Raw genomic sequence first — 15,564 nt, forward strand, 5'->3', positions numbered from 1 at the left:
AACACTAAGGGCCGAAAGGCCCTTTTCTCGATCCTACAGCCATCAATCGACTAAGCTCAGATTTTATGTCAAAACTTACCTTACACTTAGACGACTTAATTTGAACTGCTTAGCGACAACCGCTGACTCAATTCTTTGATATGGCCTGTGCCCAATAAGCTTAGATGTGTTAACAACCAAGTAGAAACAATTTGCTCATTCGCAACTCTTCCCATAAAGCACGAATAATCACTCAGCAACAATTAAACAATATATTTACATTTGTCCCCCCCCTGATATATTGTTTAAGAATCAATAAAAAAGGAATTATATATGATGAAAAAAATGATAGTCGTAATTTTATTGCTACCCACTTTACTAATAGCAAAATATGTTTCAGCACAAGGTGATAGCCTTATTTGTAGCAATTACTGGAAGGCACAATTTTCAAGCTGTCCTGCCGAGCAAATTACTTTTATAAAACAGCAAACCTACATACCTACTTTACAAGACAGCTGTAGTAATGGTGATGCTATTTGTATTGGAGATGTGAATCCGCAGCCATCCTATCAACCTTACGCTATTTATAATATTGATGATAACGAAGTCAATAGATTCCAGGTCACAATATACCCCAAAGTGATTAACGCAAATGGCCTTATAACTCAACAAGGCCGCATCGACGTTCAACGCGTAAACCCTACACAACACGAACGTGACTTTGTAAAACACTTAAATGAAGCACAGCATTACCATATGCAAGTACAGGACGCATTGACGTTTACTCAAAAAGGCGGAGTCATGTATTCGGGGAGTGAGCAGTCAACGGTAAAATCGTCTCTCAATGCCTGTAAAACCGCGATGAACTATGTTAATGGTGATGATGATTGCCGGGGTATATTAAACGACGAGATTCGCCTTGAAGTACAAAATAATGCTAACGCAATTTCAGTCGTTGCTGCACTCGATAAAGCAAGCGCCTTTATTAAACTAGTTTTAGGTAATGTTGAAACTAACAATTTAAATAAAGTACTCAATTACGATGTGGTTATGAGCTTTGATGATGGCAGTCTTTTAGTTGTCAACGTAGATGTAACTAAAGGGGTTGCAAAAATCATTGCTGATTTAGACGCTTCAAGTGCTGCTAATGGGGATACTCTGACACAATTCTTAGAATCTCAAAATGTTATTAAGGGATCTCACTCTCCTGATGAGTTAGAGTCTTTAATTAACAATCCACAAAGAGGCAATCTGCAAACTCAATGTCGCCCTCGTGGCGTAATGACTGGCGTAAATGTAAAGCATGTACGCACTGTTATAATTGTAGACAAACACGGTAACGAGCGCGTTGTAAATATTTATCAAAAAGAAACTACCTTTATCGCCATTAGTAACTGCTAACTTTAATATTTATCGCGCGATGTCGAATCGCGCTATAAAATAACCTTTCACTTTACGGCACACTATGCCCTGTAGAGCCCTGCCAAATACGATACCATTGCTCACGGTTTAATTTTAACCGCTTAGCTGCAACCGCAGACTCAATACGTTTGATATTGCCCGTACCAAGTACTACCGATGGTGTACTTGGGTGCATTAACAGCCAGGCATATACGACTTGATCTATTGAACTTGCACCAATCTCGCTGCCAACTTGTTCAAGCACGTGGCGTAGACGAATGGCTTTTTCATCGTTTTCTGCGAACAAGCGCCCGCCTGCCAGCGGTGACCAACACATAGGTTTAATATCGAGTAACTGACATTGATCCAACGTGCCATCATCAAGGGCTTTCATTTCATAAGGTGAAAACTCTATTTGATTTGTGACCAATTCGAAGTCCAAGCGTGACTGCAATAAACTCAACTGTGAAGGAGTAAAATTAGATACACCAAACTCCAGTACATCGCCGTTTTGCTTTAAGGTATTAAATGCCTGCGCGACTTCATCGGCAGCCATTAAGTAATCAGGGCGATGAATAAGTAATACATCTAGACGGTCGGTATTAAAGTGCTTAAGGGATTGCTGAGCTGAAGTGATGATATGCAGTGCAGTTGAGTCATAATGATTAGCCTTACCCACAAAGCCTAAGCTTGCAAAGGCTGGTTTAATACCGCATTTAGTAATAATTTTAATTTCATCACGAATACTTGGCTTTAGTGCCAATGCTTTACCAAACTCACGCTCACAGCCATATTCGCCGTAGATATCAGCATGATCAGTATGCTTAATGCCAGCTTCAATTGCCTACTCAAGGAACGTTAAACATTGCTGCGGAGAAACTTGCCAATCAAGTAGTCGCCAAAAACCAAGTACTAACTCATCTATTTTTCGTTCTAAGTTGTCCATCTCTACCTTCATTTTATTAATTAATATCTCAACAATTAAGCGAACGTTAATAAACCGTTACATTTTAACCGCATTTATGCAAGGGTTATGCTTTATTCTACCGACTTAATAAGGTATTAATAGTGATATTATTTGTACTAATACAACGGCTAAAAAGGAATAATCATGAAGTCATCTAACGCGCTATCTGCTTGTATCGACATTTTTATCAGCCCAAGCAAGGCTTTTAATGGGCTAAAAGAAGCTAAAGGCTGGTCTTGGCTTGCTTTTGTACTTCTCGCTCTAACCCTTGCAGCCTCTGCTTATACATTTTATACCACTGCAGACTCACAATTTATTTTAGACCAGCAGGTTGCTGCAGCGAGTGTGGATGCCACAATCGGCGAGAAAAAAATGATCCGTCAAAGTATGGAGCAAAGCCTCGATAACCAAGTGTGGTTTGCAATTGGCGGGGGTATTTTCGGCCTTCTTTTTATAAATGCACTCCTATCTGGGTATTACATGTTGATATCTAAGCAAGACCCTGATGCTAATTATAGCTATGGTGCGTGGTATGGTTTTGGTGTTTGGAGCATGATGCCCATGGTTATTTCAAGTTTAGGTGTTGTTGCGCTAGTTCTTACAGCCAGTAACAATGAATTACCTATTAGTTTATTCAATTACGCGTCTATAAATCAGTTATTTCTGGGATTAGAGCTTGGAGATAGCTTCTATAATATGATGGAGAGTTTAAGTATTTTTAGTCTTTGGAGCATAGCTTTGGTTGCTATTGGGTTAAAATGTTGGACTAATTTCAGCTTTAATAAAGCACTTCTTTTTGCTGCGCTACCGACCATTATCATTTACAGCATCTGGACAATTATTATTGTTGCTTAAAGGAATGTAGGCAAACTTTTCTGCCTACTCATAAATACGGAAATAAAAATGAAAAAAGCGATTATCATTACCCTTGCAATTGCAGCTTTTATTGCTCTTGTTGTATCAAAGCAAATTACTGGCGATGAAAAAGCACCAGAGGTAAATGTTGCACAGGTTGAGCAAGGTAGTATTGCAGACTCCATTATGGCCTCTGGCAATTTAGTCTTTAATACTCAAGTGCAGTTACGTTCAGAGGTAACCGGACGAGTCGACAAGGTGTTTGTTGAAGAAGGGCAAAGTGTAAAACAAGGCGACATTTTAATGCGCTTAGATACCACTGCTTTTGAGTCAGAAGTAACACGTAATAAAGCGGTATTGCGAGCTAGCGAAATAGAAATAAAACATAGTAAAACACGCCTTTTGAATATTGAACGTCAGCTTAAACGTCAAAAAGAGCTTTATGACGTAGGCCTAGCAGGGCAAGAAGTATACGAGAACTTACAAAATGCACGCGACCTTGCCAAAATAGATATTGAAGCCAGAGTAGAGTCTTATAATCAAGCCAAAGCCTCTCTTTCAATCGCTGAAGATAGACTTAGCAAAAGTGTATTTCGTGCTCCAATGAGTGGTTTGCTCGCCTCAGTAAATATTAAAGAAGGCGAAACCGTTATTGCCGGCACCACTAATATTATTGGCTCAGATTTAATGCTGGTTGCCGACCCAAGCGCTATTTTAGCTGAGCTCAGAGTTGATGAAACTGATATTGCTGGCATTAAATTGGACCAGCATGCAGATATTTATGCTGCTGCGTACCCCAATCAACCCTTCACTGGCAAGGTCATTAACATTGGAACCTCAGCAAAAAACCAAGCAGGTTCACAAGGTTTATCATTTCGAGTGAAAGTGTTACTTGATAATACCGATAGGCAACTATATGCAGGTATGAGCTGCCGTGCAGAAATCGCAACAAGCCTTGCTGTGAATGGCTTAAAGCTCCCTATCGAAGCCGTACAAAAAGAAGATGACAAAACGTTTGTATGGCGTTTAAACGACGATAACACTGTAAGCAAAGCCTATGTAAAAGTGGGTATTTCTTCAGATATAGAGCAAGCAATTACCCAAGGTTTAAATAAAGGGGAGCGAATTGTTATTGGCCCTGCACGTCCTATCAGTAAACTAAAAGAAAATGATACGGTAAAAGTTAAGCAAACAACTGCCAAGGATGCGCAATAATGTCGGCGGTAATCAAGCTTGAGCATATTAACAAGCAATACAAAATGGGTGAGCAAATATTTAAGGCCCTAGATGATGTAAACGTGGTCATTAATGAAAACGAGTATGTCGCTATAATCGGTCCTTCAGGTTCAGGTAAGTCAACTTTAATGAACTTATTGGGTTGCTTAGATACTCCAACTACTGGGGATTACTTTTTAAAAGATAAACTTGTAAAAAGTATGACAGAAACCGAGCTCGCTCATCAGCGTAACGAAAGTGTTGGCTTTATTTTTCAGAGCTTTAACTTACTTCCGCGTGCGTCGGCACTTGAAAATGTGATGCAGCCTTTGGTTTATAGGTTTATACCCGCAAAACAACGTAAACAAAAAGCCCTCGATGCACTCAAACGTGTAGGACTCGGTGATAAAGTGGATCATCTATCAAGCCAGTTGTCTGGTGGGCAACGCCAGCGTGTTGCCATTGCACGAGCGCTAGTGACTAAACCGCATATTTTACTCGGTGACGAACCAACCGGGAATCTAGACAGCAAAACTACCACTGAAATTATGGCGCTATTTGATGAGCTACATAATGAAGGCCACACCATTATTTTGGTAACTCACGAACAAGAAATTGCAGATCATTGCCAGCGAGTTATTCGCTTAGTTGATGGCAAGGTAGTGAGCGATGTGCGTAAAGGTGAAGGAGACAAACAGCATGTTTAAATCTGCTATTGCAATTATGGAAGGTACAAAAGCAGCACTAATGGCCATTAAAGCCAATGCCATGCGAAGCGCACTCACTTGTTTAGGGATTATAATTGGGGTTGCCGCGGTTATTACAGTGGTAGCCGTTATGCAAGGCTTTACTAAGCAAATTAACGATCAACTCGCAGATATGGCACCTGATGTAACCACAATTAAACCCTTTACCAGCATTGAACAAGAAATGGTGGGCAAAAATGCTAAACTCACTTACAACGATTTTTTAGTCTTAAAAGCCCGAGTAAAAGAGGCTGAAACACTCACTGCACTGATGTTTACTTGGCGTTTTTCTGGTGACGCTGAATATGGAAATAAAAGCCACTCATCACGAGTAATGGGTACAGAGCAAGATTACCAAAAAGCGTATAGAACCTTCCCAGAACTTGGGCGCTTTATTCGCGCAGAGGATGATGAAAAGCGCCGTCGAGTCGCTTTTATTGGTCCATCCATTATTGAAAAGCTAAACCTGCCAAAAAACCCTGTAGGCGAATATATTAAACTTGGCGGCGAGTGGTTTAGAATTATTGGCGTGGCTGAAAAACAAGGTAGTTTATTGGGGTTCGATCAAGACGATTATATTAACATTCCAATCAGCACCATGAGCGCATTAGAGGGTGCGAGCAGCACAAGTAATGTACAAATTATGTTTAGACTCAAGGAAGGCAGTGAGGAAGAACTAGTACTTGCCAAAATCACCCGCATTTTACGGCAATTGCATAAGTTAAAAGATGAGCAAGAAAACGACTTTGAGTTTGAAACCGCCGAAAAAGCACGTGCTAATGTTGACAAATTTACGGGCAGCGCTACCGCAATAACCGCAGGGATTGTTGGTATCAGTCTTGTTGTTGGCGGTATTGGCGTAATGAATATTATGTTGGTATCAGTAACTGAGCGTACCCGTGTTATCGGCACACTAAAAGCACTCGGTGCAACACCAGGGTTTATTATGTTGCAGTTTTTAGTTGAAGCTGTGGTGCTGTCATTATTTGGAGGCTTAATTGGCTTGGTCATTGGCTATGGTGCTGCCGAGCTCATTTCGCTCTCTGTACCAAGCATGCCCGACGCTTATATACCAGGCTGGGCTATTATGCTGTCGTTTGGTTTTACCTCTTTAATCGGTATTGTATTTGGTTTAGCTCCCGCAATAAAAGCAGCTAGGCTTAATCCCATTGATGCCTTACGTTATGAATAACCACTCAAAATAGCGACCTGTTTGCTTAAAATAGTATCCTAAAATAGCTGACTTTTACTGTTTTAGGATACCTAATAGGCTCTTATCTATTGGCTAAGCTTTGTAATATGATATAAATATTTTATGCGTAGCGCGGGTTTTATAAACCTTAGCAGATAAAGCCTTTGCTGCTCTTTTAAACCAAACACTCTAAAAATAAGAAGCGAACAGCCATGCAAAATCATAAAAGCCAACCATTAGCCGATTTTATAGAACACCCTCAAGAGGAAATGCTGACGCGTGCGAATGAGTTTTTACAAACGAGTCAATGCCTCATAGTATTCGCAGCTTTAGTAACCGCTCAGTGCCAAAAGAAATCATCGAAACCTGTATAAAAGCGGCAGGTACAGCGCCTAGTGGCGCAAACCACCAGCCTTGGCATTTTGTAGCAATTAATAGTAGTGATGTTAAAAAGAAAATTCGTGAAGCAGCCGAGAAATTAGAACGCTCTTTTTATGAAGGCAGAGCGGGTGAAGAATGATTAGATGCACTAAAACCCTTAGGCACCGATGCTAACAAACCCTATTTAGAGCACGCGCCATGGTTGATTGCGGTGTTTAGTCAAAAAAAGGGCGGCGTTGAGTGGCGATGATAAAAACACGAATTACTATGTGCATGAATCGGTAGGCCTTGCCACTGGCTTTTTAATTCAAGCCTTGCACCGCGCAGGCCTTGCAACACTTACCCACACACCAGAACCGATGAGTTTTCTAACCGATATTTGTGGACGTGATAAAAACAACGAACGCCCTTATATGTTACTTATTACTGATTACCCAGATGAGCATGCAACAGTGCCGCTGCACGCCCCAGATAAAAAGTCGATTGATGAAATTGCGAGTTTTATTTAATCGCTTTGACTTGGTATGTAATCAACAGCAAGTACGTCACCCTCTTTTAGGCCTGCTATTACGTGTTGCTGGTTATTTATAATACTGCCTAAACGCACGAAACGTTTAACCAGCGTTTCGTTTTCAAGTACATACACCATATTGAGCTGGCCAAATTCATGCACCCAACGTGGATCAATTAATACACCTTGGGTACTTTTTATTGGTAACTGTAGTTGAGCATAAAGGCCTGGCATTAGACCAAGTTGCGCATCGGCTTCTAAACGAATAAGCAAGCTGCGCGCCGCGTTATCTGCCACTGGTACAATTTCGCTCACCGTTGCGGGTGTTGTTATATCAAGCGAAGGTAATACCACATTTAAATTGTCCCCTACTTTTAATTTTACTGCTTGTTGTTCACGTACATTAAATTCAAGCTGTAACTGTAATGGGTTATACAAAGTAATCAGCGGTTTACCGGGTGTTGCAGTATCGCCAGGTTCAGTTAGGCGCTCAACGACCACGCCCGAAATAGGGGCAGTAATGCGCGTATAATTAAGCGATACCTGAGCTTGCGTTTGCTGTTGCTTAGCAACCGCTAAATTAGCGGTTAAGTTTTCAAACTTTGCTTTGGCGTCATCTAATTCACTAACAGATACTAATCCTTGCGCATTTAAATCAATCATTCTGGCTAATTGCTTTTTAGCTTGCGTTAACGACGCTTGCACCGCATTAATATTTGCGCTGCTTTGCGCTAACGCCGCTTTAAAATCATCTTGCTTGAGCATAATAAGTAAATCGCCCTTAGCGACTTTATCGCCAGCACGTACTTTTAACTGCTCAACCTGCGCCATAACATGCGATGAAATTTGCGTATTTTGTTTTGCTATTACACTACCTGGTACCTGCTCAGTGCCTGCAATACTTTGCAGCGTTACCGTTACTCGCTCACCTTGATAGTTCGTTATTTGTGATTCTTTTAAGCCAGCAGCTTGCTTGTCAGAAAAGCTGCCTGCCATATAAAACACAGCTATAATAATGACAAATAACGCGGCAAATGTGCCTATAAGTTTTGATTTACCCTGCATGCGCTTCATCCTCTGTGCTTGCAAACACTAAATAATAAACAAGCGGTACTACAAATAATGAAAATAATGTAGACGCCACAATGCCAAAAATAATCGCAATCGCGAGCCCGCTAAATACCGGATCGAGTGTGATCACTAAGTTACCTAATAAAGTGGTACCTGCGGTTAGGATCACAGGGCGCATTCGCACCGTACCCGCTGCAACAAGCGCCTCTTTAATTGCCATGCCTTGGCCGCGAGCTTGATTAATAAACTCAACCAAAATAAGTGAGTTACGCACCACTATACCTGCAAGGGCAATCATGCCTATCATCGCTGTGGCAGTAAATAATACCGGCTCTGGGGCACCTGCTATTGAGCGCTCACCAAACTGATTTAACAGCCAAAAACCTGGCATTATGCCTATCACTGTTAACGGAATAGCTGACATGATAATCAGCGATAAACTCGCCGACTGTGTTTGCACCCGTAAAATTATAAATATAGCACTGAGCGCAAACGCAAAGGCAATGCCCATATCTCTAAATACATCAATGGTTATGCGCCATTCCCCCTCGCCACTAAAGCTGACATGGGTTCCTTGTGGTAGTTGCCATGGGGCAGTTCCGCCATTATTAAAAAAGTGACGACCTACCCACGATGTTTTAACAAACTCATCGTTTGATACATTTAAATCAGCATTCACATCAGCAATCACTTCCGCTGGTGTGCGCCCATTAAGCTCAGCCATAACATAAATCACGTCGCGCTGATCTTTACGAACAATCGTTTTAGCAACATGATGTTGTGTAAATTCACCGAGTTCTGAAAGCGATACTAACGGCCTTGGCGCACTGCTTAAACCAAACTCGTTACTGGTTTTAGCTAAATCTCTGTCGCCCCTTACCTGAAGTGCAAGTAATTGCGAAAGCTGATTTCGCTCGCTGTACGGTAGCTGTAATTTAATATCAACGGGCTCTGTTTCATTGCTCACATAAAGTACACCCACGTTTTCACCTTGAGAGGCAATACTGAGTGTTTGTGCAATATTTTGAGTTGAAATCGCACTGAGTGCGGCCTTGGTTTTATTGGTAACAAAACGTTGTAATGGCGAGGGTGCCACCATTGAGGTATCGACTTCAACTACATGAGGCTCTTGTTGTAAACGCGCAGCTAACTGCAAGGCAGCTTGAGAATGTGTTTGCTCATCAACAAAAGCATCTCGGTAAACCTCAGCAACTAAGGTACTCAGTACCGGCGGCCCTGGTGGTACTTCAACCACTTTTATTACAATGCCATCGGTTGCTAGCATCGCGAGCTGTTCGCGAAGGCGCATAACTACTCCATGCGATTGATGATCGCGCCCAGACTTTTCCACTAACAATACCCTCAGTTCGGCGAGATTCGCTGCATCACGGCGATAATAACCGCGCACCATACCGTTAAAGTCCATACTTGAAGGTTGACCAACATAGGCCGCTATTTCACTTACTTCGTTCAATTGCCATGTGAGTGTTTGGATTTGTTTAGTAAATGCAGCTGTGCGCTCCAGATTAGTCCCCTCTGGCATATCTATCAGCACTTGCAGCTCATTTTTATTATCAAAAGGGAGTAGCTTTAGAGGCACCAAACGCATCACGGGTAACATGGCACTAATGATAAATAATGCTAGGGTTAGCCACAAAACAAGTTTTGCTCGCCCCTTAGAAACCAATAATGGGCTTAATATTCTTTGATATGCACCAACTTTAGGAGCAAGCTCAGAGGGTTGTTCGTTATCAGGCTTGAGTAACTTCATCGCAAGCCAAGGGGTTACAAAAAATGCAACAATGGTAGAAACCATCACGCTAACCGGCACATTAAATGCCATAGGTGCCATGTACGGCCCCATCATTCCGGTGATAAACGCCAGTGGAATAAACGCCACCATAATAGTGAGCGTAGACATAAGTAAGGCGCTTCTAATTTCGCTCATTGCGCCAACAATCTGCTGTTTTTTATCGCCTTTTTTATTCAAAAAGCGGCTAATATTATCAATACCTGTGATTGGGTCATCTACCAGTAAGCCTAATGATAAAATAAGCGCAAATAATGTCACCCGATTAATGGTGTAACCAAATGCAAAATCTAATGAGAGAGTAATGCCATAACAAATAGGCACAGCCAGCCCAACCACCACGGCAGGACGCCAACCTAAAAACACGCCAACAAAAATTACCACAGTAAACACTGCAAACACTAAACTTGATGTGAGGTTATTTACTTTTTCATCGGCAGTTTGGCCATAATCTCTGAGCACTGTATGGCTAACTTCTGGTGGCAGTAAAGTATTTGCAAGTTCATTCATCATGGTATGAACATCATTTGCAACAGCAACCGCATTAGTCCCTGCTTGCTTAGCTACGCTTAAAGTAACCATAGGCAACTGCTGCTGGTTTGCCGATTGAGCAAGCCATTGGTAATGCTTAGCTTCACTTGGGCCATCAATAACGTTTGCAACATCAAGCAAGTAAACACTTTTGCCATTAACAACATTCACTACCAGCTGTTCTACAGCAGATTGACTTCGTAGAACATCACCTGCCTGAATTGCAATTTGCTGCTGATTATCAACCACACTCCCTACTTGAGTGAGTTGGTTTGATACATTTAATGCGTAAAAAACATCGTTTACCGTGGTTTGATGGGCAGCCAGTGCGCTGGCATTTAAATTAATGGTAAGAGTGCGTGTACGCCCTGAAATTACTTTAACTTCACTGGTATGCTCAATGCGTTGTAAATTATTAGCAATTTCGTTAGCAAAACGGGTTAGTTCGTAATCACCATAGAGTTGCGGGTCTTTACTGTAGAGGCCTAACATCACAATAGGCACGTCATCTACTTCTATTGGACGAATTTGCCAACTTTCGATCACCGATGCCATGGTATGCTGATAACTATTTAATTTTGCATAGGTATCTAAAATAGCTTGTTCGCGATTGTGCCCTACTTCAAAACGCAGCGTAACCACTGTACTGTTAGTTTGTGTGGTTGAGTAAATATGCTCAACTCCCACCAGCTGAGCCAGTAACTTCTCGAGTGGTTGTGTTACTAACCTAGCGACTTCAGGCGCCTCAACGTTAGGTACTGATACATAAATATCGAGCATGGGCACAGTAATTTGTGGCTCTTCTTCTCGAGGTGTTTGATTTAGTGCAAATACCCCAAGTAACAAAGACATCACAAAAATAACAATCGGAATGCGACCACTTAAACTACTTTTTACCGCATTGTCTATTAAGCTCATCGCACTTAGCCCTTACAAAATAACCCATACAAGGTACCAAGCAAAACGACTGCATTTTCATCAATGACACGATAATAAATTGTTTGGCTCTCGCGGCGCGTAGCCACAATGTTTGCTTTACGCAACGCTGCTAAGTGCTGAGATAACGCAGACTGCGCTAATGGCACAGCTTCATTGAGCTGAGATACGCTCATTTCTGAATCTTGCAAAGAACATAAAATCATCAAGCGATTTTTATTGGCTAAAATTTTTAATAGCTGCTCGGCTTGTTCTACATTGCCGGCCATGGCAGTAAAGTCAATATTCATACTATGCTCTTATTCTAAAATAGAGTCTGAGTATAAAACGTTAGATTAGAAAAGTCTAATATTAGATTTTACTAATATAGATAAATCTAATATAGTAACTGTGCTGAACTAAATAACTGGCCTACTATAATGAAGCTAAATAACGCACTCAGACTAATCGCTGGCATAATGATTATTGTGTCGCTTTTATTGCAAACTTATCACGATCCTAAGTGGATTTACTTTACCGCTTTTATCGCAGTAAATTTAATTCAATCAGCTTTTACTAGCTGGTGCCCAATGATCACTCTATTACGCAAACTTGGCTTTAAGGAATAAACACCATGCTTACCCCTATTCCAGATTTACTAAAAATAATTACTCCTAATCAGCGTCGTATTGATGCCGAACAAGCAAAGAAAGAGCTTGAGCAAAATAAAGGATTGTTGATTGATGTACGAGAACCCGCTGAACATGCCACCAAAGCAGCTATAGGCGCTATAAACATTCCTCGCGGGCTACTTGAAATGAAGCTCATGGAAATAGAAAAAGACGCAGCACGCCCTATTTACTTACATTGCGCTAGTGGTGCGCGCGCAACATTAAGTGCTGAAGCGCTGACACGCGTAGGCTACGAAAACGTGACAGTTATTACCTGTAAAGCAGAAGATGTTTGTCAGGCATTTTAAATGCTAAGAATTAAATTACTCGGCGATCAACCGATCGCTGAGCTTTGTAACATAATCCAAATTAGAGAATTACAATCCTCAATTAAAATCAAAGATTGAAATTAATAAACTTCAACGCTAGTGTATAAAAAAGGAACACCCTCTAAGGAAGACTTTATGAAAAAAGTTGCCGCTTTATTACTATTTTTACTCGGTATTGCTCACTCTGTAAATGCTGATGACAGCATTACCTTAATGGTATGTGAAGATTGTAATTATGACAGAGCCTCTGAACTAGCAAAAAGCAATGCACCATTAGCTCAATGCCACACTAGGCCCTCTGATCAAAAAGCTGCTATTGCTGATCAAACATGTGATTCAAATCCGCATAAAGTTATTATGATGGATGTCTCTGGTAACAACCACTTTGCATTTTTTGTGGGAAATCATAGTAAAAATGAGTCAGATAAATATATAGAAGCTACGATATTAAATAAAAATGATCTTATTGCTATATCTAAACAAAAAGCAATTGATGGGCATTTCTCAACATTTAAATACACACTTCAAACTGAACTAAGCCTAATGCCACTTTATCAAATAAGTCAGTCTTCTCATCTAGATAGACAAAACAACTGCCCCTCCCATGTAAATAATGCAGTAAAGGCTGTATTTGAAGAATATACACCATCTCGAATTCAAAACTGGGTAAATCATAAAATTGAAAATAATATTAAAAATCCTGATAGCTTTTTTACATCAAAACCGATCATAGTTGGTGAGACCTTGTATCAGAGTCCGTGGAGTGAGGTGAGTAAGAATTTAAATTTAGAAGTTAATCTTAACAATGGAAGCGACGGGCAATACCGTGTTATTTTTTTAGCGAAGTGGATAAAAGAATTAGGTGCGTTTAGTTTATCGGTAAACCCTTATTTAACTTATTTAGACGGTATTGCATTAAATCACTATAAAATATCAGCACCATCAGTCTCCCAATGCTTAAAAAATGCTTTAGATAGAAATCTGTCATCATCAATGTCCTCGTATATTTCGAACACTAATAATGGAGATACTTAGGGTTAGCAGTTGTAGGCGTCATCGGATGGCGCCTACAAATAAACAAGCCAAAAGCAATCCTTACTTAACCATATTCCCTTTAGCTCCCTATATGACCTAATCATTTTTTCTCTTCCAGAAGTGTAACTAGCATTTGCTCGATGTTTTTTACGCTGTAGGTGAGAGCTCGGAGTAATTCGACTTGGTTTTGTGGTTCATCAGCTTTAGCCTTGCTTGGCTTTGTTTCGGCTAGATTGTCTTTTTGCGTTAAGATGGCCTCGCGAAACTCACTGGCATCAACTACCCCTAGTAACGATACTAATGCACCGTGACCAGACTGCCCTGCAGTTTCAAAGCTTAAGCGGTATAAACCAAATAGTCGCATTAATGGCCCCTGACTCAACCCAACATCAGTGATTTTTTCAAGCGGAATCGATTTTTCTTCTTTAAACAAAATACCGCGCTTAACTACTAACTTGCGCTCTAGTAAATCGGCCGACATAGCTGCTAATACTCGCCCTGCGACTAGCCACACCAAAAGCAATACAACGGGTAAAAGCACAATAGTTACAACTGGAAAAAGGCTAAATATTGCAGCTAAACACATCCAGTACTGTTTGACTTTGTTATCAAAAGTGGCACTTTTTAAAGTTATATTAGACATCGTTTTATCACTTTTAAATTATAGTTTTTTAAGTTACATTAATCACCAACTGTACGCAATTCAATCACTTTGATAGTTAAATTCCAATAACCACTTTAATTGCCAGCGCAATAAATACCGCACCCAACAGCCTATCTAACCAGATATTCTGCTTAGTAAAACCAAAGCGCTTTTTAGACACATCAGTAAGTAAAGCCACTAATAAATACCAGCCAGTATCTATTACAAAAACGGTTAAGCACATAATAATACCGATGTTTAATGTAAGGTTTTCTGGATCGATAAACTGCGAAAATAGCGCCAAAAAGAAAATTGCCAACTTAGGGTTTAAAAATGCAATCGCAAAGCCATCTTGTAACGCCTTAGAGCTGCTCACTGCACTTTTTTGAACTTGCAGCTCGCTGTCGTTAGATTTTGAAAATAGTATTTTCAAACCTAAATACGCTAAATAGGCTGCCCCTAAGTACACTAAAAGTTGATACACAGTAGGAAACTGCAACATCAATGCGCCTAATCCCAATAATGAGGCCGCTGCATATAAGCCAACACCAAAACCATGGCTTAACGCTGCCAGCATGCCATTTTTCATCCCGCCATTTAAGCTATGCTTTAATACCACAGCTAAACTAGGCCCTGGCGACATTGCTCCCATCATGCATACCAGTGCTAAGCTAAACCATAATGATAATGCCATTAGTAACCCTTATATTTCTTCATTTTCAATAAGTAATGCGTAACCATGCACTTGCCCATAAAAGCCTGTCAATGGCACTGCGTTTATTACTTTCCAGCCATCTTGGTTTAATTCCTGTATGCGATCATTTAGTGCGACTATATCTACCCCACCCAAAAAACGGGCCTTTCTGAATTCGATTACTTTTTGCATTTTAATCCTTGTTGAACTTATAACATGTATTCAAAATCGTAATGGTGAATCCCTTGCTCAATCCGTATTTTCATACTGCCTGTTAATCCTGCGAGCTCATCAGTGCCTGAGTCGGGTACCACTTTTAAAATCAAGCTATCTTGGCCTTTATCCATAGTGCCAAAATGCTGCAATACAAAGCTGCCTTGTTTACCTGCAAGAGTACCAACTACTTGTTCAATAGCCACATAACCGGCACTGCCTTGGGTGGGGGTCATGGCGTTGAGCATTTCACCTTGGCTAGTTGCGGTTAGGCCACCAGTAAATTGTTTATCAATCGACATACGACCTAAATTAACGCCTTGCTGCCCGTGTGCATACCCTTCTATAGGCGCTAATGTAACGGTAAACTCGCCTGTTACCTGTTTAGTTGTCATAATCTTTCCT

At 40.7% G+C, this 15,564-nt stretch carries 15 protein-coding genes and 2 pseudogenes; 9 read left to right on the forward strand and 8 right to left on the reverse strand.

The window, feature by feature from the left end:
• The first annotated feature begins 312 nt into the window (after positions 1-312).
• Positions 313-1,380 (forward strand): hypothetical protein, encoded by a 1,068-nt coding sequence (locus BG00_RS03135; protein WP_036980468.1) that lies wholly within the window; start codon positions 313-315, stop codon positions 1,378-1,380.
• A gap of 52 nt (positions 1,381-1,432) precedes the next feature.
• On the opposite strand, the pseudogene BG00_RS03140 reads toward BG00_RS03135, so the two are convergent.
• A pseudogene (locus tag BG00_RS03140) lies at positions 1,433-2,326 on the reverse strand (aldo/keto reductase).
• Positions 2,327-2,491: 165 nt separating this feature from the next.
• Here BG00_RS03140 and BG00_RS03145 point away from each other — a divergent pair.
• The 5 genes and pseudogenes from BG00_RS03145 to BG00_RS03165 all read left to right on the forward strand — a co-directional run bounded on the left by BG00_RS03145 (position 2,492) and on the right by BG00_RS03165 (position 7,245).
• Complete coding sequence (locus tag BG00_RS03145; RefSeq protein ID WP_036980470.1) at positions 2,492-3,202, forward strand: YIP1 family protein; 711 nt, start codon at positions 2,492-2,494, stop codon at positions 3,200-3,202.
• 48 nt (positions 3,203-3,250) lie between these two features.
• The gene (locus BG00_RS03150; protein WP_036980473.1) at positions 3,251-4,417 is read left to right on the forward strand and encodes an efflux RND transporter periplasmic adaptor subunit; all 1,167 of its coding nucleotides are present in this window, start codon (positions 3,251-3,253) and stop codon (positions 4,415-4,417) included.
• Positions 4,417-5,124: an ABC transporter ATP-binding protein gene (locus BG00_RS03155; RefSeq protein ID WP_008467268.1), complete on the forward strand. Its 708-nt coding sequence runs from the start codon at positions 4,417-4,419 to the stop codon at positions 5,122-5,124. Before BG00_RS03150 ends, BG00_RS03155 begins: the two co-directional genes overlap by 1 nt.
• Positions 5,117-6,355, forward strand: coding sequence for an ABC transporter permease (locus BG00_RS03160; protein ID WP_036980475.1), 1,239 nt, complete (start codon positions 5,117-5,119; stop codon positions 6,353-6,355). Before BG00_RS03155 ends, BG00_RS03160 begins: the two co-directional genes overlap by 8 nt.
• Positions 6,356-6,567: 212 nt before the next feature.
• Positions 6,568-7,245 (forward strand): annotated as a pseudogene (locus tag BG00_RS03165) (nitroreductase family protein).
• On the opposite strand, the gene BG00_RS03170 reads toward BG00_RS03165, so the two are convergent.
• Genes BG00_RS03170 through BG00_RS03180 form a run of 3 tightly spaced genes read right to left on the reverse strand, consistent with a single transcriptional unit; the run spans position 7,242 to position 11,885 of the window.
• Positions 7,242-8,312 (reverse strand): efflux RND transporter periplasmic adaptor subunit, encoded by a 1,071-nt coding sequence (locus BG00_RS03170; protein ID WP_036980477.1) that lies wholly within the window; start codon positions 8,310-8,312, stop codon positions 7,242-7,244. The pseudogene BG00_RS03165 and the gene BG00_RS03170 overlap by 4 nt on opposite strands.
• Positions 8,302-11,577, reverse strand: a complete 3,276-nt coding sequence (locus tag BG00_RS03175; RefSeq protein WP_036980479.1) for an efflux RND transporter permease subunit — start codon at positions 11,575-11,577, stop codon at positions 8,302-8,304. The genes BG00_RS03170 and BG00_RS03175 overlap by 11 nt, the downstream gene beginning before the upstream one ends.
• 5 nt (positions 11,578-11,582) lie before the next feature.
• On the reverse strand, positions 11,583-11,885 hold the full coding sequence (locus tag BG00_RS03180; RefSeq protein WP_010392476.1) for an ArsR/SmtB family transcription factor: 303 nt from the start codon (positions 11,883-11,885) through the stop codon (positions 11,583-11,585).
• Positions 11,886-12,014: 129 nt separating this feature from the next.
• On the opposite strand from BG00_RS03180, the gene BG00_RS03185 reads away from it, so the two are divergent.
• From BG00_RS03185 to BG00_RS03195, 3 genes are all read left to right on the forward strand, one after another.
• On the forward strand, positions 12,015-12,203 hold the full coding sequence (locus BG00_RS03185) for a YgaP family membrane protein (protein ID WP_010392474.1): 189 nt from the start codon (positions 12,015-12,017) through the stop codon (positions 12,201-12,203).
• Between the two features lie 5 nt (positions 12,204-12,208).
• Entirely contained in the window at positions 12,209-12,553 is a 345-nt protein-coding gene (locus BG00_RS03190; RefSeq protein ID WP_008115421.1) for a rhodanese-like domain-containing protein, read from the forward strand.
• 156 nt (positions 12,554-12,709) lie between these two features.
• Positions 12,710-13,609 (forward strand): hypothetical protein, encoded by a 900-nt coding sequence (locus BG00_RS03195; RefSeq protein WP_036980481.1) that lies wholly within the window; start codon positions 12,710-12,712, stop codon positions 13,607-13,609.
• A gap of 100 nt (positions 13,610-13,709) precedes the next feature.
• Here the strand turns inward: BG00_RS03195 and BG00_RS03200 are convergent, their stop codons facing one another.
• The 4 genes from BG00_RS03200 to BG00_RS03215 form a co-directional block, all read right to left on the reverse strand.
• The gene (locus BG00_RS03200; protein ID WP_036980483.1) at positions 13,710-14,252 is read right to left on the reverse strand and encodes a PH domain-containing protein; all 543 of its coding nucleotides are present in this window, start codon (positions 14,250-14,252) and stop codon (positions 13,710-13,712) included.
• Between the two features lie 76 nt (positions 14,253-14,328).
• Positions 14,329-14,946: a LysE family translocator gene (locus BG00_RS03205; protein WP_036980484.1), complete on the reverse strand. Its 618-nt coding sequence runs from the start codon at positions 14,944-14,946 to the stop codon at positions 14,329-14,331.
• A gap of 9 nt (positions 14,947-14,955) precedes the next feature.
• Positions 14,956-15,138, reverse strand: coding sequence for a hypothetical protein (locus BG00_RS03210; RefSeq protein ID WP_008109493.1), 183 nt, complete (start codon positions 15,136-15,138; stop codon positions 14,956-14,958).
• Positions 15,139-15,155: 17 nt separating this feature from the next.
• The gene (locus BG00_RS03215) at positions 15,156-15,554 is read right to left on the reverse strand and encodes a DUF3224 domain-containing protein (RefSeq protein WP_036980485.1); all 399 of its coding nucleotides are present in this window, start codon (positions 15,552-15,554) and stop codon (positions 15,156-15,158) included.
• Positions 15,555-15,564: the final 10 nt, after the last annotated feature.

Origin of the sequence: Pseudoalteromonas sp. SCSIO_11900 (assembly GCF_000576475.1) — a bacterium.
GTDB classification, from domain to species: Bacteria; Pseudomonadota; Gammaproteobacteria; order Enterobacterales; family Alteromonadaceae; genus Pseudoalteromonas; species Pseudoalteromonas tetraodonis.

Bases quoted from the DNA above. Each gene is read 5' to 3' on its own strand.
- BG00_RS03200 (WP_036980483.1), bottom strand. From the start codon at position 14,252: ATGTCTAATATAACTTTAAAAAGTGCCACTTTTGATAACAAAGTCAAA.
- BG00_RS03195 (WP_036980481.1), top strand. From the start codon at position 12,710: ATGAAAAAAGTTGCCGCTTTATTACTATTTTTACTCGGTATTGCTCAC.
- BG00_RS03180 (WP_010392476.1), bottom strand. From the start codon at position 11,885: ATGAATATTGACTTTACTGCCATGGCCGGCAATGTAGAACAAGCCGAG.
- BG00_RS03145 (WP_036980470.1), top strand. From the start codon at position 2,492: ATGAAGTCATCTAACGCGCTATCTGCTTGTATCGACATTTTTATCAGC.
- BG00_RS03155 (WP_008467268.1), top strand. From the start codon at position 4,417: ATGTCGGCGGTAATCAAGCTTGAGCATATTAACAAGCAATACAAAATG.
- BG00_RS03190 (WP_008115421.1), top strand. From the start codon at position 12,209: ATGCTTACCCCTATTCCAGATTTACTAAAAATAATTACTCCTAATCAG.
- BG00_RS03135 (WP_036980468.1), top strand. From the start codon at position 313: ATGATGAAAAAAATGATAGTCGTAATTTTATTGCTACCCACTTTACTA.
- BG00_RS03205 (WP_036980484.1), bottom strand. From the start codon at position 14,946: ATGGCATTATCATTATGGTTTAGCTTAGCACTGGTATGCATGATGGGA.
- BG00_RS03215 (WP_036980485.1), bottom strand. From the start codon at position 15,554: ATGACAACTAAACAGGTAACAGGCGAGTTTACCGTTACATTAGCGCCT.
- BG00_RS03185 (WP_010392474.1), top strand. From the start codon at position 12,015: ATGAAGCTAAATAACGCACTCAGACTAATCGCTGGCATAATGATTATT.
- BG00_RS03175 (WP_036980479.1), bottom strand. From the start codon at position 11,577: ATGAGCTTAATAGACAATGCGGTAAAAAGTAGTTTAAGTGGTCGCATT.
- BG00_RS03160 (WP_036980475.1), top strand. From the start codon at position 5,117: ATGTTTAAATCTGCTATTGCAATTATGGAAGGTACAAAAGCAGCACTA.
- BG00_RS03150 (WP_036980473.1), top strand. From the start codon at position 3,251: ATGAAAAAAGCGATTATCATTACCCTTGCAATTGCAGCTTTTATTGCT.
- BG00_RS03170 (WP_036980477.1), bottom strand. From the start codon at position 8,312: ATGCAGGGTAAATCAAAACTTATAGGCACATTTGCCGCGTTATTTGTC.
- BG00_RS03210 (WP_008109493.1), bottom strand. From the start codon at position 15,138: ATGCAAAAAGTAATCGAATTCAGAAAGGCCCGTTTTTTGGGTGGGGTA.